This window comes from Arenibacter sp. P308M17 (assembly GCF_003426735.1).
Classification (GTDB): domain Bacteria; phylum Bacteroidota; class Bacteroidia; order Flavobacteriales; family Flavobacteriaceae; genus Arenibacter.
The window spans coordinates 207,775-230,377 of sequence record NZ_QVON01000002.1; the positions used below are offsets into that span (position 1 = coordinate 207,775).

General features: G+C 42.0%; 13 protein-coding genes. 8 read left to right on the plus strand and 5 right to left on the minus strand.

All coding sequences use genetic code 11. The features are described from left to right. Positions 1 to 154 precede the first annotated feature (154 nt). The 3 genes from D0S24_RS04925 to D0S24_RS04935 are packed head-to-tail and all read left to right on the plus strand — an operon-like array spanning position 155 to position 6,858. On the plus strand, positions 155 to 3,745 hold the full coding sequence (locus D0S24_RS04925) for a SusC/RagA family TonB-linked outer membrane protein (RefSeq protein ID WP_117018753.1): 3,591 nt from the start codon (positions 155 to 157) through the stop codon (positions 3,743 to 3,745). A 14-nt stretch (positions 3,746 to 3,759) separates the two neighbouring features. Beyond that, positions 3,760 to 5,283: a SusD/RagB family nutrient-binding outer membrane lipoprotein gene (locus D0S24_RS04930; protein WP_117018754.1), complete on the plus strand. Its 1,524-nt coding sequence runs from the start codon at positions 3,760 to 3,762 to the stop codon at positions 5,281 to 5,283. Between the two features lie 36 nt (positions 5,284 to 5,319). Further along, positions 5,320 to 6,858, plus strand: coding sequence for an Ig-like domain-containing protein (locus tag D0S24_RS04935; protein ID WP_117018755.1), 1,539 nt, complete (start codon positions 5,320 to 5,322; stop codon positions 6,856 to 6,858). A gap of 103 nt (positions 6,859 to 6,961) precedes the next feature. Here D0S24_RS04935 and D0S24_RS04940 read toward each other — a convergent pair whose 3' ends face one another. The 5 genes from D0S24_RS04940 to nirB form a co-directional block, all read right to left on the minus strand. After that, the gene (locus tag D0S24_RS04940) at positions 6,962 to 7,336 is read right to left on the minus strand and encodes a DUF7009 family protein (protein ID WP_117019313.1); all 375 of its coding nucleotides are present in this window, start codon (positions 7,334 to 7,336) and stop codon (positions 6,962 to 6,964) included. Positions 7,337 to 7,500: 164 nt separating this feature from the next. Continuing rightward, positions 7,501 to 9,318 carry a type IV pili methyl-accepting chemotaxis transducer N-terminal domain-containing protein gene (locus tag D0S24_RS04945; protein WP_117018756.1) on the minus strand — a complete coding sequence of 606 codons (1,818 nt, stop codon included), beginning with the start codon at positions 9,316 to 9,318 and terminating at the stop codon, positions 7,501 to 7,503. A 31-nt stretch (positions 9,319 to 9,349) separates the two neighbouring features. Beyond that, a complete protein-coding gene (locus D0S24_RS04950; protein ID WP_117018757.1) occupies positions 9,350 to 9,937 on the minus strand; it encodes a DUF4202 domain-containing protein in 588 nt (195 codons plus the stop codon). A 24-nt stretch (positions 9,938 to 9,961) separates the two neighbouring features. Further along, a complete protein-coding gene (gene nirD, locus D0S24_RS04955; RefSeq protein ID WP_117018758.1) occupies positions 9,962 to 10,339 on the minus strand; it encodes a nitrite reductase small subunit NirD in 378 nt (125 codons plus the stop codon). 89 nt (positions 10,340 to 10,428) lie between these two features. After that, positions 10,429 to 12,945 carry a nitrite reductase large subunit NirB gene (gene nirB, locus D0S24_RS04960; RefSeq protein WP_117018759.1) on the minus strand — a complete coding sequence of 839 codons (2,517 nt, stop codon included), beginning with the start codon at positions 12,943 to 12,945 and terminating at the stop codon, positions 10,429 to 10,431. A 560-nt stretch (positions 12,946 to 13,505) separates the two neighbouring features. Here nirB and D0S24_RS04965 point away from each other — a divergent pair. The 5 genes from D0S24_RS04965 to D0S24_RS04985 all read left to right on the plus strand — a co-directional run bounded on the left by D0S24_RS04965 (position 13,506) and on the right by D0S24_RS04985 (position 22,546). After that, entirely contained in the window at positions 13,506 to 14,924 is a 1,419-nt protein-coding gene (locus tag D0S24_RS04965; RefSeq protein WP_117018760.1) for an MFS transporter, read from the plus strand. A 415-nt stretch (positions 14,925 to 15,339) separates the two neighbouring features. Continuing rightward, positions 15,340 to 16,623: an alginate export family protein gene (locus tag D0S24_RS04970; RefSeq protein WP_117018761.1), complete on the plus strand. Its 1,284-nt coding sequence runs from the start codon at positions 15,340 to 15,342 to the stop codon at positions 16,621 to 16,623. Positions 16,624 to 16,742: 119 nt separating this feature from the next. Further along, positions 16,743 to 17,414, plus strand: coding sequence for a response regulator transcription factor (locus tag D0S24_RS04975; protein ID WP_117018762.1), 672 nt, complete (start codon positions 16,743 to 16,745; stop codon positions 17,412 to 17,414). A 156-nt stretch (positions 17,415 to 17,570) separates the two neighbouring features. Beyond that, on the plus strand, positions 17,571 to 21,098 hold the full coding sequence (locus D0S24_RS04980; RefSeq protein ID WP_117018763.1) for a nitrate reductase: 3,528 nt from the start codon (positions 17,571 to 17,573) through the stop codon (positions 21,096 to 21,098). An 11-nt stretch (positions 21,099 to 21,109) separates the two neighbouring features. Then, on the plus strand, positions 21,110 to 22,546 hold the full coding sequence (locus tag D0S24_RS04985; RefSeq protein WP_117018764.1) for a rubredoxin: 1,437 nt from the start codon (positions 21,110 to 21,112) through the stop codon (positions 22,544 to 22,546). The last annotated feature ends 57 nt before the right edge of the window (positions 22,547 to 22,603 follow it).

Below are 22,603 nucleotides of genomic sequence, written 5' to 3' on the forward strand. Positions count from 1 at the left end.
TAAAAAGGACCAACTAAAAATTCAAAATCAGAACATTGGATTTCACCTTTTTAAATTAAAATTTAAAACAAAAAATCCGGGAAATGTTGCCGCATTCCCCGAATTATTATGGTGTGATCTTAAATAAAAAACCACATTTAAACACTATAAAAGTATGAAAAAACTTCTTATACTAAAAAGAAGGTCTGGTTCATTTAGTCAACTTTCACTTAAGATGAAACTGAGCACTATTATTATTCTTGCTACTTTTTTTTCCCTACATGCCAATACAACGTATTCGCAGCGTACGAAGATTACCTTGAACTTGGATAATGTTTCGGTAAAATCGGTACTAGACCAGATCGAGAGCAATACAGACTTTAGATTTGTATATAAACTAAAGGATGTTGATTTAACAAGGAAAGTCAATGTCAACGCCCAGAACAAATTGGTAACCTCCGTAATCAAGAACATATTTAAATATACCGGAACATCCTTCTATGTTATTGATCAGCAAATATTTCTTGTAAAAGAGAAGGCCCAAGGAGCGGGGGATCTGGGCAACCAAGATGTAGGAGATGATTTTCAGCAGGCTGAAATTATAGGAACAGTGGCCGATCAGGATGGTACGCCCTTGCCAGGGGCCAGTATTGTAGAAAAAGGTACGACCAATGGGACACAATCCGACTTTGATGGTAATTTCGTTATTTCGGTAACCGATGCCAATGCGGTCCTAGTGGTCTCCTATATTGGATTTTCTACCAAGGAAATTGCCCTTGACGGAAAAACCGATCTTGCCATTGTACTACAGGAAAGCAGTGATAGTCTGGATGAAGTAGTGGTTACCGCATTGGGGATCAGTCGGGAAAAAAAGGGATTGGGCTATGCCGTTCAAGAAATTCAAGGCGGAGATCTAAACGAGGCACGGGAATCCAACTTTGTAAACTCGCTTTCAGGTAAGGTTGCCGGTGTTAATATTTCATCGGCTGGAGGTGTTGGTTCTTCTTCAAGAATTATTATTAGAGGGGAGAGTTCCCTTAATTTTGGAGGTAACCAACCCTTATATGTTATTGATGGGGTTCCTACCGGAAATGCTGGAACAAGTAATTCCACCAGTGCGGATTATGGTAGTAGCTCTGCCGAAGTCAATCCAGCAGATATAGAATCGGTCACCGTGCTAAAGGGAGCAGCTGCTTCGGCCCTATATGGGTCAAGAGCCTCGAACGGTGTAATTGTAATCACCACAAAATCGGGTAAAAACAATACTGGACTAGGGGTAAGTGTAACCACCGGGACCACCCTGGAGAGCTTGCTGCGTTTTCCTAAATTTCAAAATGATTTTGGACAAGGTCTGAACGGCATGTACGAAGGTTCCAATTTTGGTGCCAGTTTCTCTATTTACCCGGATGGTATTCGCGATGGCTACGATGAAAGTTGGGGACCCCGACTTAATGTAGGTACCTTGGAAAGACAGTTTCAATCCCCAACCCTGGGCGGAATGCGCGGTAGTGATGTGGCCAATCCCAATAGGGGAGAGGTCATTCCAACCCCATGGATCGCCTATCCCAATAATATGAGGGACTTCTTTAAAACTGGAAACACCTACTTTAATAACGTGGCGCTCTCTGGAGGTAATGATAAAGGTAATTTTAGGCTCTCGTACACCAGTCTGGATCAGAACGGAACTATTCCCAATAACGATTTAAAACGAAATACCATTGCCCTTAAGGGAGGGTTCAACTTTACGGATAAATTTAGGGCGGACGCCACGGTAAGTTATGTTAACACTACAAGTGCCAACCGTCCCGAAACAGGATATGATCGTAACACCATCATGTATTTCATGAACTGGTCCGTAAGGAATATGGACATTAATGCCCTGAGGGATTATTGGCAAAGAGGTTTTGAGGGAACAAAGCAGTTCCAATACAACTATGGGGAAAACCATAACAATCCCTTCTTTTACCAATATGAAAATACCAAAGGTCAGGACAAACACCGCCTCTTCGGCAATGTAAACCTGAATTATGATTTTACGGACCACCTTTCCTTAATGTTGCGTGCCGGTACCGATGTGTTCAATGATTTTAGGCCCCAACAATGGGCCGTTAGCACCGTAGGTATCGAAAACGGAAGATATCAAGAGGTTTCACAGTTTTATGAGGAACGTAATTATGATTTTCTTTTGGCCTATAAGAATAGTCTGGGCAAGGATTTCAATTACAATGTTTCCATTGGGGGCAACCAATTGAAGGTGGAAGGAAGGAGTAGTCTAACCCAGGCACCGGAACTATTGGTACCGGGTGTATATACCATTGCCAACAGTGCAGCGGATATAGTTGCCAGCTCCTCCAGCTATCAAAAGGCCGTGAACAGTTTATATGCGTTTGCCTATTTGGATTATTTGGGTACCTATTATTTAGATATTACTGCTAGGAACGATTGGTCCAGTACCCTACCGGCATCGAACAACTCCTACTTTTATCCATCCCTTTCTTTTAGTGCATTATTGAACAATACCTTTAAAATGCCCGATTGGGTAACATTGGCAAAATTAAGGTTAGGTGCCGCCCAGGTGGGCAGCGATACCGGTCCCTATAATCTTATAGACACTTTCGGTTTTCAGCAGCCATGGGGCGCCAATTATGCTTTGGTAAGCGGAAACAGCCTTAAGAACAATAACCTTAAGCCCGAGAATGTAACTACTTATGAAGTAGGTACCGATTTAAGATTTTTTAATAATCGTTTGGGGTTGGACCTGACCTATTATGATACCCGTTCCAAAAATCAGATCATTGGCATTCCATTGGCAGCTTCTACCAGTTACAATTCAAGGGTCATCAACGCAGGGGAGATACAGAACAAGGGTTTTGAGGTGATGTTGAACGCTACCCCGATTCAAATTGGCGACGTATTTAAGTGGGATCTCACCCTCAACTGGTCCAAAAATGAAGGAAAGGTAATTGAACTGGCCGATGGGATAACTTCCATAACACAAAGTGCACCAGGAGAAGATGCCTCCATACAGGCCAGGGTCGGTGAAAAAATGGGTGCCATCTGGGGCCCTGGATATGAAAGGGTTGAAAGTGGTCCCATGGCAGGCGAAATTATCATTGGTACTGATGGCCGTGCGCAAATTACCAGTGAGGATATCTACCTTGGAAACTTCAATCCGGATTGGATTGGCAGTGTAACCAATTCATTTACCTATAAAAACATAAGTCTTTCGGTATTGTTGGATGTGCGCTACGGAGGAGAATTTATTTCCAGATTCTATAACAAGGGGGTTGGCGCTGGCCAGCTCATAGAAAGTGGGGAAGGTAGAAGTGCAAGACCGGTGGGCCAAGAATACGATGACCCGTATTATATTCCGGGTGCCGCGCTGGTAGGGGAAGCATATGTGCCCAATTCTACCAGTACGGATGGTACTTATAGCCAAGGAGTGTACGGGACCGATGTGAGAAGTTTTTACAAAGGCCAATTGGACCACATTAGCGAGGCCCAATTATTTGATGCCACTTATGTTAAGTTAAGGGAACTTAGACTTGGATTTGCCTTTCCCGACAATGCCTTTGGAGGCATTATAAAAGATGTTAGACTTTCACTTGTGGGCAGAAACCTATTTCTATGGACCCCAAAAAGTAATATACATTTTGACCCTGAAGTAGCGGTTGCAACATCCGGTGGTGGATTAATTCCTGGATTTGAGAACATGAGCCTTCCGTCCACAAAAAGCATAGGTGTTAACCTAAGCTTGAAATTTTAATCTTAATAAGGATAATGATGAAAAATAAATTTTCTAAAATAATATTGGGAATAAGTGCGATGTTCGTAATGTATTCCTGTACCAAAGATTTTGAGGAAATCAATACCAATCCCAATGCGGCCGATCGCTTGAACAATCCCGGGCTGTTATTGCCAGGAATAATTAGGACCACTGCCAATAGAAGTTGGGACAACTCATTTGATAGGTTTGCCGTAGTGGCCGATCAAGTTGCCAATCAATTTGCCAGTACATATGGAAATTGGACAAGGGCCGAGGCGGACCGTTTCTTTTGGAGCAATTACGACCAAATTAAGGACTTGGATAAATTGATCGCGGCCGCTGAACAGGACGGTTTGGACAACTATAAAGGTATAGCCTTGATATTAAGGGCTTGGATTTTTCAGGGTATTACGGATAATTTTGGACCTATCCCCTATACAGAGGCAGGAAAGGCCCAGGATGCCGTTAACTTTCCCAAGTATGACTCCCAAGAAACCGTATATGCAGGAATATTGGCAGAACTGGAAATGGCCAATGAACTGTTAAGTACTTCCAAAGAAACGGTTATCGGGGATATTCTGTACAATGGTGATGTTACGGGCTGGAAAAAATTTGCCAACGGACTGCGACTGCGTATTTTAATGCGGCAATCCGACAGAAAGGACCCATCCGCCGATATGCAAAGTATAGTAGGCAACCCCAGTGCCTTTCCATTGTTTACTTCAGATACGGATCAGGCCGCACTCCAATATTTAACGGATTTGGGCAATGAGCATCCGGCTTTTAGGGGCAATATAAGTGATTGGGTCTCTTCTTCCAGAATTTCCAATACCATGGCTACGATCCTGCAAGATCTGAATGATCCGCGTTTGCCGGTATTTGCCATGCCCACCCCTGCATCTGCAAATACGGGGTCGCCCGAATACGGTGGAGTACCCAACAGCATCAATGATGTTGAACAGTGGAACGGGGGGTCCCAAAATCATTCCGCCATCGGGCTCTTATGGGCCCCCAGACAATTTGCTCCAGACCTGGCGTCGGAGAATGCGGCACAGAGTATCCTAATGTCCTATTCGGAGTTACAGTTTATTCTGGCAGAAGCAAGGGAAAAAGGATTTATAAGTACCGGGAATGCCGAAACTTATTATCTTAACGGCATCAGGAATCAATTTGACTATTATTCCTCCCGTATCCCCGATTCCTTTACACTGCCAACCCCCGCTCAGGTCATAGCACCTTCCAGTTACTATACCCAAGAGGGTGTGGCCTATACCGGTACCCAGGACGAAAAGTTATATAAAATTCATATACAAAAATGGCTTGCCTTATTTCTCAATGGGGGAGAGGCCTGGTCTCATTGGCGAAGAACCGGTGTGCCAACAATTACCCCGGCGCCCAATAGTATTGGTTACATTCCTGTACGGGCCCTATATCCTGCTGATGAACAGCGTTTGAACGAAGAAAACTATCAGTCGGCCATTGGCCTATTGGGCGGCCCAGATGAGCATACCACCCATGTTTGGTGGGATGTTGACTAATTTTAAAACAATAATTACAACCTTAAAAAACAAATTATGAAAAATATAGAATTCAAGTATAGCTCCTTTGTCTCCGGACTCCTTATTTTATTTACATTTTTACTGTCCTGTGATGATAATAATCTTGAAGATGACATGGATATAACCAATCCATATGTAATTAGCTATAACCCTATTTCAGGAGTAGATGGTGTTGCCCTTAACAGTAATCTAGTGATTACGTTCGACGACATTGTTTACAAGGGCCAAGGTAAAATTACCATTACCACGGACGTAGAAGATGCCAAACAGGTCTTTGACGTTAATGATGCCAACATAACCTTGAGCAATGTGAACAGGGTGATGACCATAAACCCACAGGACTTTTTATCGGGGAGAAATTATCAAGTTGTTTTGGATAAAGGCATTGTTGTGGATAGTGTTGGAAACCGATATTTTGGAATGCCGGATAATGAGGCATGGACTTTTAAGACAGGCGGAAATGCGGGAGATCTGGTAGCTCCGGAACTCGTATCCATGGATCCTATGGATGATGAGGCGGAGGCGTCTGTTTTTGCCATTGAATTGACCTTTAACGAACCGGTCAAGACTGCTGTTGGTAGTTTTATAATTTATGATGCGGATACCGACACTGCCGTCCATACCATAAATGCAGAGGGTGAGGGCGTATCCATAAATGAAGAAGTTATAAAGGTAAGTTATCCGGCTCCTTTGGCATTTGGAAAAGGGTACTACGTTCAATTTGAGTCAGGGGTAGTTAAGGATATAGCGGGGAATTCATTTACAGGGATAACCGATAATAGTTCCTATAACTTTACCACAGTAACTGGCAGCGGTACAGAGTTGGCGGTCCATATTCCTTTTGATACCGACCTTTCCGATATCAGTGGAAATAAATTTGATGCCGTACTGGGTCCTACTGCCACTGCCGAGGTTACATTCGAAAGTGATGCTACTAGGGGCCAAGTAGCCAGGTTTAATGCAGGTGCCTATGCACAATTGCCCGTACACCCATTATTAAGGTCGGTTTCAGCTGCGAATAACTTCAGCGTGAACCTTTGGTTAAAATTGGCTGGTACCGATTCCGACCCGGCAATTATAGGTAATAAAGATTGGGGCAGTGGTGGAAATTTAGGCTGGTTGTTATGTACGGACGATGGTCATGAGTATGCGCCAGGAAATGGGACTGAACATGGTTGGATCGTAAATATCGCCAGCGAAAATAGAATGGATTGGAGGGCCGCAGAAATGAATCCTCAGGCTCCGGCATTGTCAGATGATGTATGGCATATGGCCACAATAGTATTTGATAGGGTAAATGGGGAACTATCCGTCTATATCGATGGTGTTGAATTTAGCAATACTACCATACCCACCTCATTTGATTTGAATACCGTAGCAGGCCCCTTATATGATGTGGCCAATGATTATCCTATCACGATATGGGAGGATGGTACCGGTGCCTATAATGCGGGTGATGACAGAAGGGCGGCGATGACCGGCCTCGTGGATGATCTAAGAATATATAACAAGGCTCTTTCAGCTGGTGAGATTACAGCACTTTTAAATGAATAATATTACATATAGTTCAGTAGTTTAGTTAGTTTGTTCACTTTTATTTATCGAAGCGCCCGGTCCTAGATCGGGCGCTTCACATTTACTCGATAATCGAGTAAACCTATTTCTTTTTGCCCATCAACGGATTGGGATAATTATCGGATTGGTCTTCCACGGTTTCATCCAGACATACAAAATCTTTTTCCAAAAGTAAGTGGAGTTCCATGTCTTTGCCGATGGAAATGGAATGTTGAAAACCAACAAGCTCACTATTGGCCCATTCCTTTTTATTCTGCTCCGGTAGATACATGGTTATAGTGCCATTTTTAAAATCGGCCTCCAGATGGGAAATATTTTCCCTGCTCCGCAGTACATACTTAAAAATTTGGTCCTTGAACCCTGTTTGCTCCTCATAAAATCCCACTTTACAAAAAGCTTCTACTTCTGTTTTGGTTAATCTATAGCGTATCGAGTTTCCCTTTATCCTTATTTTCATGTGTTTATATTTATTGCCTACCTGTTCGGCAGACAAGTTTTTCAATGGTCACACCAGCCCGACAAAGTCATTCCCGCCCGTGCCGGTACGGATGGATTTGATGTTTAAAATAATCATTTAACTGTGTGTATTATGATTATTTTAAACATGTCGGTTTCATCTATTTAAAGTTTATAATTTATAGTGACCCTAGTACCCTTACCTGGCAGGGAATTAATAAAAAGGCGTCCATTGATATAGTTTATCCGCTCTTTCATAAAAAAAAGTCCCATTCCACCTTCACTTGCATTTTTGGGCGCTTTTTCCGATATAGAACCGTCAAAGCCTTTGCCATCGTCGTCTATGACTACACTTAGGGTATTATCATTAAAATTAATGGATACCAAGATATAGTTGGCTTCGGCATACTTAATGGCATTATTCACCGCTTCCTGAACCACCCTATAAATATTGGTCTCTGCCAAGGAATTGAAACGAATATTCTCCTTGGTCTTATTTTCAAAGAGTATATTTTTACCGGTAAGCTTGGAGAGTTCAAGGGTCATTTTTAGCAGTGCCGGAAATATTCCATGATCACTTAGCTCCGGAGGGGTCAAATTAAAGGTGGCGGTACGTACTCCTTTTATCAAATCGCTGGCAAGACCTTTAATGAATTCTATTTTCTCGGCAGCTTTTTCCATATTGCCCAGATTGATCGATTCTATATTAAACTTCAAAGCGGTCAACATTTGTCCTATACCATCGTGGATATCTTTGGCAATTCTTTTACGTTCCTCCTCCTGGCCCTCAACGATCTGAATGGCCTGTAGCTGCTTTTGCCTCATGGTTTCTTCATAATTGGCCTGGGTTAACTGTGCTACTTTTATTTCGGTGCGCTTACGTTCGGTTATGTCGGAGCATAATATTAGAATGGACTGTTGGGCACTTGATTGATGTATTGGTATAATGGACATATCCAACCAGAGCGACTCCCCTTGGGCCGTCTTGATCTTTATCTCCTCTGTCCTGATATTTTTTCTATTGCTTTTTAATACTTCCGCCAGGTATTGTTGTTGCCCCTCGTCCGTTGTTAAAATTTCGTATAATGGTATATTTACATTTTGATCGTTACGCCCTAAAAGTTCATTGAACTTTTTACTTATAAAAACAACATTTCCATCTTTTCCGATACTTGCAAAAAGGGCGGCATTATCTATCACAAAATTAAGTTCCTGTAGTTCCTGTAGTGATTTTTCCTTTTCTTGGAAAAGTTTTTTGATCTCTTTGGTGTTTTCGTCCGATTTATGCTGTGCTACAATTAAATTCTTGATAGTGTTTCTAATTTGCAGGGAAAGAGGTTTGAAGATGAAGAATATCTCCAGAAGCAATATAAGGAGCGATATTGCCAATAAAAGGTATTCCTTAAACTTTAAATTCTGTAAATGTGATTTACTTAGGGCATCATACTTATTGACGATGGTGTCCATTGTCTTCAAAAAAGCACCTTCATTTTTCAAAAGAATATCAACGTACAACGGGTCGGGAATCGATTTTCCTGTTTCCTTATAATCCGTTATTATATTTTCCACTGCACCTACCATGGCATCGTAATAAGGGTTTATATCCTTAAAAAGGGCTTGGACTTCCTCATTCTCGATCTTTGAGATACCCAAGTACAGATCACCATGTTGAAGGGCTTGATGGGATGCCTTCCAAACATTTAAGGTTTCCCTCAATTCATTAAATGTTTGGGTTCTCTCCCCTGGACCGGGCATTTCCTTTAAAAGTAATACCTCCTTGGTCAATTTTTGACTAAAGGCCCTTTGTCTTCCCGCAACGTTGATTACTTTTGAATCGTCCAGTTGGGAATTTAAATGATGCTGAATCAATATTTGGGCAACAATAATACTCAATGCAATAGTAGCCAATGCAAATAGATACCAATTTCGGATCCTTTGAAAGGTGGTAGTATCCAGGGGTGCAAGATGTTTGTCGTTGTTCATTTCCCAATTGGTATTGCCCAAAAATTAGGCATTAGGCCTTGAGCGCTTTGCCTATCAACTCTAGGGAATTCTTGGACAAAGGTAGTCTTAAAGCGGCTTCATGTCCTTTTTTGGACATCTTTCTCCATGTTTTTTGCAGGATATCAATTAATTTATCCTCGGGGTATTTATGGGAAAAGGGCTCAAAATAGAATTCCAAAAAAACTAGACAAATTACATCTTCCAATGTCTGTGTTTCCGTATTTTTTTTAAGCTGTTTCTTTTCCAATAAAAAGGCAACCTTAGTTATCATTTCCTCATCATAGCCCACTTCCCTTAGAATATCGCCCGCTTTCCCGGCATGAAATTTTTTAAGGTCCTGCCTCCATTTTAAATAGCCCGCCCTGTTCATGTCGTAGGATTCCCTAGGAATTTCCCACCTACGGATGTGTTGGCATCTAGCCGTAAGCTGCAAGGATTCCGGAGCTTCAGGATCAAAGGTTTGCAATTTCTCGGTCATTCTCATGGCGTACAACAATTCCTTGGGATATTCCTTTCCCTGCCAAACTTCTACATTGGGGTCCTTGGCATTTGCCTCGTCAAATAGGCGGAAGGCATTTTTTAATTTTTCCGGGGCCATAATTCGCTTAGGTTTTTTTCAAAGCTATTCAGAAAAACCAATATAAACAAAGTCGCCCTCTATTTTAACCGGATAAGTAGCTATACGGCCCAAATCCCCATTGAGGTGCTTTCCTGTTTTTAAGGAAAAGGAGTTCTTGTGCAGCGGACAGGCTACCTTGGGTTCTCCTTGTTCTTCCCCTATTATTCCTCTGGAGAGTACCATTTCCATTTTATGGGGACATAGATTCTGGCAGGCATACCATTTCCCTTCCCTGGTAAAATTAAAAACTGCAATTTGCATTTCCTTATATTTTACACAGGCACCGCCGTTTTTTGGAAATTTTGTTACAGGGGCCGCCTTAAACCAAAAAACCACTTTTTCAGGTTGCACTGCCTCGTAAGTGTTCAAAATTGAAATCATCTGTATATATTTTTAAGGTCGTAATGCTGTTCGATCTGTTATCGAAGATATTTTGATTTGGTTGGAGCGGTTTGCTCCCAACATAATCGTTAAACCCATGCCTTGGGCATTTTTTGTTCCCTTAAGGAAACAAATTCTATGTTGTCATCGGTTTCTTCGGCATTCACAAAATGGGTATATCTTGCCCTTATTTCAGGATTTTCAACCGCCTCTTTCCATTCACATTTGTAGGTGTCCACCAAATATTGCATTTCCCTATCCAACTGATCTGCAATACCTAGACAATCCTGTATTACAACCTCCTTCACATAATCTATACCGCCCTCAAGTTTATCCAACCAGGCGGCTGTCCGGGTCAGGGGAGGAGCGGTTTGTATATAGTACATTAAAAATCGGTCTACATATTTGGTGGCCGTTATCCGGTCTACCTTTTCTGCCAGCAATTGTGCATGCTGTGGATTGGCCCCGCCATTTCCGCATATATAAACATTCCATCCCCCTTCTACGGCTATAAAACCAAAATCCTTATTTCTGGCCTCTGCACATTCCCTGATACATCCGGAAACCCCGCCCTTTATTTTATGTGGCGAACGTATCCCTTTATAACGGTTCTCGATATCGATGGCAAAAGTTACGCTTTCATCCATTCCATACCTGCACCATGTAGAACCTACACAACTTTTGACGGTTCGCAGCGATTTACCGTAGGCCTGCCCCGTTTCAAAACCTTCTGCTATCAATTCCTCCCATATAAGAGGTAGTTCGTACAATTGTGCCCCGAACATATCTATACGCTGACCGCCTGTAATTTTGGTGTACAGATCGTATTTCTGTGCTATTCTCCCAATGGCCAAAAGCTGTTTCGGGGTAATTTCACCGGCCGCAACCCTGGGAACTACCGAATAGGTACCGTTCCTTTGGATATTGGCCAAATACCTATCGTTGGTATCCTGAATGGTAGCCTGCTTATTGGCGGTCTCATTGTAGATACTGGCAAAAATGGAGGCCACTGCAGGTTTACAGACCTCACACCCATGTCCTTTTCCAATTTCGTCCAACAGGGAGTCGTAGTCCTCGAATTTTTTAAGCTTTACAATATCGTACAGTTCCTGTCTGGAATAATCGAAATGTTCGCAAACGGACTCCTTGACCATTTTCCCGAGGGATTTAAGTGTTTCCTTTACCAAATCGTCTACCATCGGCTTGCATCCGCCACAACCAGTGGTTGCCTTGGTGGCTTTGGAAATAGCCTTTACGCTTTCGTTACCATCTTCTTTTACGGAGCAGCATATTTGCCCTTTGGTAACCGCTTCACAGGAACAAACCACGGCCGTATCCGGTAGATCCATGGCACTGCCAAAGGACACATCCTCTCCACCGCGACTGCCTAAAATAAGATTTTCAGGGTTTTTGGGCAAGGGCATTTCATTGAGATACATCTGCAAGAGCATGTTATAATCCTTTGCATCCCCCACTAAGATCCCCCCCAGAAGCCTTTTACCATCATGGCTTACATTAATTCTTTTATAAAGACTCTCCGTTTTGTTCTCAAAAATAATGGAGTGCCCTTTTTCGGCCGGCATAAAGGGGGTTCCAAAACTAGCTACATCCACGCCTATGAGCTTAAGTTTGGTAGACATATCTATTTCTGCTGCCATCACGGTCTCCTCCCTCCCTATAATTTGATCCACGGCTACCCCTGCCATTTCATATCCAGGGGCGACCAGACCATAGATCATTTGGTTGTACAGGGCAATTTCACCGATAGCGAAGATATTGGGGTCCGAAGTTCTCATTGTATTATCCACCATTATGCCTCCTCTAGTGCCTATTTTAAGGCCACAGCTCTTCCCTAGTTCATCCCTGGGCCTTATTCCTGCAGAAATGACCAACATGTCCACATTTAATATATCGTCCTCCCCAAATTCCATCCCTATTACATGGCCGTTGCCCAAAATTTGATTTGTTGCCTTACTCAAATGGATATGGATTCCCATAGATTCCAATTTCACCTGAAGCACCTTGCTGCTACGGGTATCCAACTGTCTTGGCATTAATTTAGGTGCAAATTCTACCACGTGCGGCTCCATTCCCATATCCATAACCGCCTTGGCCGCCTCAAGACCTAATAATCCCCCTCCCAATATGGCCGCTTTTGGTCTTTTGACGGTCTTCCTTATTTTGTCCGCATAGGCCAAAATATCTTCTAGATCCGCTATGGTCCTATATACAAATACTCCGTCCTTTTCCACTCCATTCATCTGTGGCACAAACGGACTGGAGCCGGTGGCCAATACCAGGTAATCATAATTATAGGTCCTTTCGCTAAGCGTGGTGATCGTTTTGGAATTTCTATGAATGTCCGTTACCCTTTCATTGGTATGGAGTTCAATATTATTTTCTTGGTACCATTCCCGGGGAGCCATGGATAACCGTTCCGCATCTCCATTTTCGAAAAAACCACTTAAATGTACCCTGTCATAGGCCACTCTAGACTCCTCCCCGAAAACAACCAATTTAAAGAAATCTTGGCCTACATTGGATACAAATTTCTCACAGAATTTGTACCCTACCATTCCATTTCCAACAACAATTACGGTCTTCATACGCACACAATTAAATATTACGGAACAATATTACGTATTATTACGTAATATTGATATAAAATAATGAAAATAAATACGTAGTTTTATTGCGAAATTATTAATTCAATCCGCTAAAAATTTGTAAATCATAGGTAAGTACAGCGACCCAAAAGTAAATTTAACCGGTAAGGCCCAAAAAAAGACTTTATTGACATCAGAGGATACAGAACTTTGGAAGATGCCGGACTAATCCCAATTGTGGCCTGCCAAGTACGGATTTTCCTAATGATTAAAATACATATAACGCACAATAACAACTACTTAGTAAGAAATAAAGAGGTTTCCGTTCTTTTTTGAAGAAAAATTTCTTCAGACACTCCAACTACAAAACCAACATTTTAAATATATCAAAAAGAATACTATTGAAATTGGAATTCCATAATAGCAAGTACACTATTTTTTCACCTTCATAAAAACAGTATCAATTTTTAAGGTTACGTAAATTATTTAAGTATTAATACTTAATAATACGTATTTTTGAAATCATTAATCAAAATAAAGAACTTAAAAACAACTGTATTATGAAAGAATTTATCTCCGCCAAAGCTACGAAACTAGAACTTTTAAACTTCAAAAGCGTTCCCATACGTACCTTCTGGATAACCTCCATAGCCTTTTTCATATGTTTCTTTGCCTGGTTCGGGATAGTTCCTTTTATGCCGGACGTGGTCAAAGATCTGGGATTGACCCCTGCACAAAAGTGGAACTCCATTATATTGGCGGTTTCCGGAACTGTATTTGCCCGATTATTAATAGGAAAGTTATGTGATAAATACGGCCCTAGATTATGCTATACCTATTTATTGATACTTGGATCCATACCTGTAATACTGCTAGGATTGGTACAAACTCCACTTCAATTTCTTATATGTAGATTGTTTATCGGCTTTATAGGAGCTTCTTTTGTAATTACACAATTCCATACTTCCATAATGTTTGCTCCCAATATAGTGGGCACGGCAAATGCCACTTCGGCTGGTTGGGGCAATCTTGGTGGCGGAGCCAACCGCTTGGGTATGCCATTGATCGCAGCAGGAGTGGTTGGTTTTGGAATTGCCGATGAGGTAGCTTGGAGATATTCTATGGTAATTGCAGGGGTTATATGTTTCTCTATGGGATTAATATATTACTTCTTTACCAAGGATACCCCTGAAGGTAATTTTAAAGAACTGAAGTTGGCAGGCAAAATGCCCAACTTAAAGAAAGATGAAGTATCCTTCTTGAGTACATTAAAGGATTACAGGGTCTGGATATTGTTTTTAGTCTATGCGGCCTGCTTTGGAATAGAATTGACGGTGTACGGTACTATGGACGATTATCTTCAGAATAGATTTGGCCTGGATCGCCCTACCGCCGGAAATTTGGTACTATCGTTTGCCCTCATGAATATTTTTGCCAGAACATTAGGCGGCTATTTCGGAGACCTTTTCGGCAAGTTTCGTGGCCTGCGTGGTAGGGTAGTTTTTCTTGCCCTTATCCTGGCTATGGAAGGACTAATGCTTTCTGTCTTTTCCATGACCACTAGTTTGGTATTTGGAATGGTATTTTTAATCGCCTTCAGTCTTACCGTACAAATGGCGGAAGGTGCCACTTTTTCTGTAGTGCCGTTCATTAATAAGAAAGCCATAGGATCTATTTCCGGAATTGTTGGGGCAGGGGGGAACGTAGGGGCCTTTTTGGCCGCCCTGTTATTAAAATCCAAATCGGCCATAGCCGAAAGTGCTGCCATAGCTGCCAACAGCGAATTGGGCGTTGAGGCCGCAAAGGCTGCCCAGACCACAGCTGCCGCTTCAGCGGTTTCCAATGGCTTTTTTGTTATAGGTGGTTTTGTAGTATGTGCAGCCCTTTTGTCCCTCGGCATCAGGTTTGCCACTGCCGAGGAAAAGGCCGCGATGAACGAGACCAAGGCCGAACTTTTGTTGTCCGGGGTAGATAAATAGGGAAAGAAGTTAGTCGATGTACTCCATGCGGGGGGAACGGAATACAGCGCGGCTATTGATTTATACATAAAAATTTTATCGCCCTCATTTTAAAATCAATACAATTTTTAACCAGATGAAAGGAGCATTAATAAATTTTAAAAATTACTTCACAAAATGCAATGTTTAAAATTCCTGCCTAGCCGGCAGGTAGGTTTAATGTGAGAGCGTAGCGGTTACATACGTTCTGAACCTGCCAGACTAACTGTTCAGGCTGGTTTTTTAATTAGTTTATTTCCAAATAATTACAAAGATTTAAACGTATGAAATATCCATTAGCAAAATTTTCAAACCCACCGAGAACGATTGCTTGGATATTACACCTGCCTGCCGGCAAAGGCAGGTCTGACCGATAAAAAACAATAAATATAAACAGATGAAAGGAATATATCTTTTATTCATTATTATGGTCCTCCATGGACCAATTTCCAATGCACAGTTTACATTGGATGGAGAATTTAGACCCCGTACCGAACTGCGCCATGGTTTTGGCAGTCTTATCACTGAGGATGCAGATGCCGGCTTTGGTGTTTCAACCCGTTTGCGCTTAAATGCAGGTTACACTATAGATGCCTATACATTTTTTGTCAGCTTTCAAGATGTAATGGTTTGGGGCGAGAACAGGCAGCTTCTGCCGGATGATGGGAACAATTCATTTGCTGTATTTGAGGCTTGGGCGGATATCAGGCTGGGAAGTGGTTTTTCTACTAAATTGGGGCGACAGACCTTGGATTACGATGACCAACGTATTATGGGCAGTGTTGGCTGGGCACAACAGGCCCGTAATCATGATGCGGCCATTTTTCAATACGCCAAGAAAAAATTTAAATTGGATCTGGGATTGGCCTTTAGTCAGGATTATGACGATCCCAGCGGTTTTCAATCGGTAGGCACTGCCTATGGCACTACCGGGTTCTTTACCTATAAGACCATGCAATACCTATACCTAAAACAAAATTGGAAAAACTTAAGTGGAAGCCTATTGCTGTTGAACAATGGTTTCCAAAATTTTGAAGCGGATGGCACAACGCCCGAAGGTATAAGTAATTTACAAACCTTTGGAACACATTTGGACTATAAAAAAGGATGCTTCGGGACCGCTTTGAACGCTTTTTTTCAAACAGGGGAAAGACAAGGTGCGGTAAAAGTTGAGGGTGCCTATTTGTTGGGGCTGGATTTAAATTATAAGGCCTTTGACAAAGTAACCTTGGGAACGGGAATGGAAATGATAAGTGGCAATGATACCAGCACTGGCGATAAAACAGAAGCCTTTTTCCCCCTGTACGGCACCAATCATAAATTTAATGGATTTATGGATTATTTCTATGTAGGCAATCATGCCAATTCCGTTGGACTTTTTGATGTTCACGTGAGTGCCAACTTCAAGATTGGGGAGAAATCGAGTTTAATGGTCAAGGCACTTAACTTTAGTGGGGATCAAGCTTTGCCCAGTGGGGAAAAATCTTTGGGAACGGAATTGGATCTGGTGTTTTCACAAGCCTTTAATGGCTATTCCCTACAATTGGGCTATTCCCAAATGTTTGCCAATGAAGGTATGTACGAACTAAAAGGAATCACTGAAGATGTCTCGGCAAGTAGCCAAAATTGGGCATGGGCCATGTTGGTCATCAAACCCAAATTTTTGAACACTTCCCAATAGCCAAATTAGCATTTAGACACTATATATAAGGCCTGTGATCAAAATTGCAATATCTATTTTCACCGTATGAATACTTAGTTTTATTTTTATCCTATCTTTGTTCCAAAGAATGAATTATAGTGGATAAAAGTACACGTATTGTATTGGCCGATGACCACTCCTTGGTAAGGGATGGCATAAGGGCATTATTGGAAGAGGATGATACTTATGTGGTGATCGGTGAGGTCTCCAATGGCAAGGAGGCCGTTCAAATGGTACTGGATAAAAAACCCGATCTGTTGATCATTGATATCCGAATGCCAGAGATGAACGGCATAGAGGCCGTCGAGGAACTTAACAAGCATTCGTCTGCAACCAAATGCATCATACTCTCCATGCACGATTCGGAAGAATACATCCTTAAATCGGTAAGTGCCGGAGCTAGTGGTTATCTACTCAAGGACACCGGAAAAACGGAATTCCTAAAGGCAATTACAACTGTGGTCCAAGGAGGTAAATATTTTAGTGGGGACATATCCAATGTTTTGGTAAACAATCTGTTGAGCCAGGGCCAGACCAGACAGGATAACAGATATTCCCCAAAAAACGGAAATAACTCCTTTGGCATTACAAGTAAGGAATTACAAATCCTGGAACTCGTGCTTTCGGGCCTTACCAACAAACAGATTTCTGAAAAACTTCAAAAAAGCAAACGGACCATTGAAACACATCGCTTTAATCTAATGCGAAAAATGGGCGTAAACAATCTTATGGACTTGGCCAAGAAGGCGCAGGAGTTTAATTTGGTATAAGCTTGCTGCTAAATCATTAATATCCAATATACCATAACTTTTATTGTCTTTTCGTCAATATTCTGCCTAACTATTATCAATAAATTACTACGTATTTATACTTAATTTGATAATTTTAGATCCTATTTAATTGGTTTCTTTTAATACAAGGATTTTATGCTGAAAAAGAACGAACATAAAACTATTTGCTCCTACTGTGGGGTTGGCTGTGGCATTGTGGTCCAACAGGACTCCAAGGGCAATATCAGTGTTGAAGGAGATCAGGATTATCCCGTAAACAAAGGTATGCTCTGTTCCAAAGGGAAGAATCTTAACTACGTGGCCCAGGATGTGAGCGACCGGATCCTATATCCGGAAATGAGATGGAGCAGAAACCACCCATTACAAAAGGTCTCTTGGAACACCGCTTTGGACAGGGCCGCTGCCGTATTCAAAAGCATTATTGAGAAACATGGTCCGGATAGTGTAGGGTTCTATGTTTCCGGCCAATGTCTTACAGAAGAATATTATTTGGTAAATAAATTGACCAAAGGTTTTATTGGCACCAATAATATTGATACGAATTCCAGGCTCTGTATGAGTTCTGCCGTGGTAGGTTATAAAAAAATGTTGGGAGAGGATGCTGTGCCCATTTCCTATGACGATATAGAGCTATCGGATTGTTTCCTTATTGCCGGGGCAAATCCTGCATGGTGCCATCCTATACTCTTTAGAAGATTGGAACAGCACAAGGAAAAACATCCCAATGTAAAAATAATAGTGGTCGACCCGAGAAAAACACAGACTTGTGCCATTGCCGATCTTCATCTACAAATATTACCGGGAACGGATGTTATTCTTTTCAATGCCATTGCACGTTGGTTGATAGAAAAGAAAAAAATAGATAGAAATTTTATAAAGAAACATACCGTAAATTTTGATGCCGTTAAAGCGAGTGCCTTTCAAATTTCAATGAAAAAGGCGGCCGAACTTTGTGGAATTCCCTTAGAGGACATCAAGAGGGCGGCAATGTATATAGGCAATGCAAACGCATTTATAAGTATGTGGACCATGGGACTGAACCAAAGTGTCATTGGGGTATCCAAAAATGTGGCTCTAATGAACCTGTCGCTCTTAACCGGACAAATCGGGAAACCCGGTGCCGGACCATTTTCGCTTACCGGTCAGCCCAACGCCATGGGGGGTAGGGAAGTAGGAGGTATGGCCAGTTTACTTGCAGCCCATAGGGAACTGGGCAATCCCAAACACCGTAGGGAAGTATCGGATTTTTGGGGCGGAAAAGATATTAAATCCGAACCAGGTTATACCGCTACAGAGATGTTCAGCGCCTTGGAAAGTGGGAAAATGAAGGCCATTTGGATTATCTGTACCAATCCAATAGTTAGCATGCCCAATGTTCATAAGGCGGAAAAAGCACTAAAAAATGCGAGTTTTGTAGTGGTTCAGGATATTTCCCATAATTCGGAGACGACCAAATTTGCAGACCTACTCTTACCGGCTGCCGGTTGGTTGGAAAAGGAAGGGACCATGACCAATTCGGAAAGACGTATAAGTTATCTTCCCAAAGTGATCGATGCCCCGGGAGAGGCTTTGCCGGACGTTGAAATATTATGGAAGTTTGCCCAAAAAATGGGCTATAATGGCTTTGATTATAAAAATGCAGCTGAGGTATATGACGAACATTGCCTCTTAACAAAAGGTACCGAAATAGATATATCCGGTCTCTCCTATGGGCGACTAAAAAATGAAGGCAGCTTTCAATGGCCTGTACCCCATGCCACACATATGGGCACCCCCAGACTGTTTACGGATCATCAATTCTTTACCAACGATAGGAAATCGCACTTCAATGCCCCCTCCTCACTATACAACAAGTCCGAATTGACCACATCCGAATATCCCTTAATTCTCAATACGGGTAGGGTAAGGGACCAATGGCATACCCGTACCAAAACTGGAAAGGTAAGGCGTTTGCTTACCCATATTCCAGATCCATATTTGGAAATGAACAAAGTGGATGCCTATTTACGAAAATTAAAGGATGGGGATATAGCCGTTGTAAAAAGCAGAAGGGGTACGGTACGGGTGAAGGTGAAGGTGAATTTTGATATACGCGAAAAAGTGGTCTTCCTCCCCATGCATTGGGGCAAAGTGCTCAATAATGATTTTGGAAGGGCCAATAATCTGACCAATGATCTGGTCGATCCCGTATCCAAGGAACCCGATTTTAAGTACTGTGCCGTAGAAGTGGCAAAGTATGTAAAGCCCAAACAGAAGATTGTGATCATCGGGGCCGGGGCCGCCGCCTATAGATTTGTCCAGACCTATAGGAAAAAAAACGAAACGGACCGGCTTCATGTGTTCTCCAAGGAAAAAAACCCTTTCTACAATAGGGTATTGCTCCCGGAATATGTAAGCGAGGAACTCTCATGGGAAGCACTGGAAAAACTGAAAAAAGGGGAACTTGAAAAATTGGATATAACCCTGCATCAGGGATTGGGCGTTACCCAAATAGATAGGGATAACAAGACCGTTACGGACGATAATGGTTTTGAACATACCTATGATATCCTGATAATGGCCACAGGGAGCAGCGCCTTTGTACCCAGTGAGGTGCAAATAAATATGCCCGGTCGTTTTACCATGAGGGAACGTGGGGATGCCGATAAGCTACGTAAATATTTGGAGGGTATTCCCGCAGAAGAGCAACATGTGGTTATTGTGGGTGGTGGACTTTTGGGACTGGAACTGGCCGCAGCACTTAAGAACAAAAATATTAACATCAGTATCATTCAACGTGCCCCAAGATTGATGGAAAGACAACTGGATAGAATTGCCAGTCGGCTATTGGCCGAAGATGTTAGCGACCGGGGAATTAAGGTTTATTTTGATAATGAGGTAAGTACCGTATTTGAGGAAAGGGATGACAAAAATTCCCTATCCATTACCTTAAAAACCGGTAGGACGGTAAAATGCAATGCCATTGTCTATGCCATTGGCACCCGGCCCAATATTGAGTTGGCAAAGCAATCCGACCTTAAAACGGGAAGGGGAGTGGTAGTGGACGAATATTTACAGACCAGCGATCCCAATATTTTTGCACTGGGGGAGATCGCCGAATTTAAAAATGCCCTTTTTGGCATAACCTCGGCCGCAGAGCAACAGGCAGATACGGCCGCAAAATATATTTTGGGAGATTTTAGCAGTATCTACAATGGATCTATCCTCATGAACATTTTAAAGTTCGAAAACCTGGATCTCTGTAGTCTTGGTATGGTGAATGCCCCGCTGGACGACAATAATTATGAGGAAATCATCCTAATGGACGTCAGCAAGAAATACTACAAAAAATGTATCGTAAAGGATGATACCCTAAAAGGTGCCATCCTAATGGGGGATAAAAACGAATTTGCCGAATTTAAAAGGTTGATAGAAGAAGAAATTGAACTATCGGAAAAGAGGAACGAACTGCTTCGGGGACAAACAAATTCCGTGCCCCTAAAGGGAAAATTGGTTTGCTCCTGCAGTCAGGTCGGGGAAGGCAACCTAATAGAAACAATAAACGGAGGATGTGAGGATTTCTCCAAACTGTGTTCGGAAACAGGAGCGGGGCTTGGTTGTGGCAGTTGTAAACCAGAAATACAGGATATTTTACGCAGACAGTTACAATCCGTTGCTTCATAAAAATAAGTGCCATGAATGATGATTTGCACCGAATATTGATAAAAGGAGGGGTAACCTCTCCAGGGGAATTAAAGGATATCATTACCATGTTGGAGGCAGGGGGGCTGAAGGAGGTATTTTTTGGATCCCGCCAAGATCTATTGTTCCCCTTGCAAAATGCCAAGGAGGAACAATTGGAACAAATATCAAAATTCAACACCGACATCGTAAGCGATAGAAGTTATCAAAATATTGTAACTTCCTACGTGTCCGCCGATATCTTTGATATGACCCACTGGCTCAAGGGATCTACTTACCTGTATATTCTGGAGGGTTTTGATTATCAGCCCAAATTAAAAATAAACATCACCGATCCCAAACAGCGCTTGGTCCCTATTTTTAGCGGCAACCTTAATTTTATTGCTTCCGAAAGTGAGGATTATTGGTACCTGAACATTAAACTTCCCCATTGGACCAAATCCGTTTACTACCCTGTGCTGATTTACAGTTGGGACATCCATACCATAGCAAAGGCCATTGAAGAAATATATCGGGACATTTCGGATGTAGAAGAGTTGTTTTTTATTCTCAACAAAAGATTGGATACCAATAACAGAACCATAGAACGGGAGCTGGTGGCTCCCTATATTAAATTTCCTTATTACGAAGGAATGAACAGGATGGGGCTAGATCAATACTGGTTGGGCCTCTACTGGCGAAACAATAAGTACAACCTGGATTTTCTAAAGGAATTATGTGGCTATTGTCTGGACAACAGTATTGGGAAAATATGCATCACCCCTTGGAAGTCGTTTATCATAAAAGGAATTAAAAGCTCCAGCAGGCCCGAACTGGAACGCTTTTTGGGACAAAAAGGAATCAATATTCGCCATTCCCAATTGGAAATGAACTGGCACCTTCCGGTTGATGATATGGAGGCATTGGAATTAAAGAAATTCTTGGTTCTAAGTTTTGACCAGAACGATATCAGCACTTACGGATTAACCTTTGGAATAAGTAATGAAACGGGGAAACGCACCCATTTCTCATCTATTGTAATAGAAAAGAACGCCCCTACCACAATGGTCAGGAATTTTGCCATAAGGCCTACCTATAATGTTTTATATTTTAGAAATTTTGATCCCAATACCCAAGAATATAAAGTGTACGCCCAAGAAGTGGATAAGATGGAATTACCAGGCCTATTAATGGAACTGAGCAAACAATATTTTTATCAATTGGGAAGGGCGGTGCCCAAAAAGGAGGCCCCAAAGAATGCCAATGTCAATATTTTAAAAGAGGTATATCAATGCAGTTCCTGTTTCACCGTTTACGACAAAACCTACGGTGATTCAAAATCAAATATTGCCGTTGGAACCCCATTTATGGATATTAACGAGAATTACTGTTGTCCCGTTTGTTCCGCTCCAAAATCGGGCTTTGAAAAAATTAAACTACAGATATCCTAACGCATCAATAATCCTTATGGCGGGCTAAAACTATAAAGTTGGTTCGCAAACATCGTA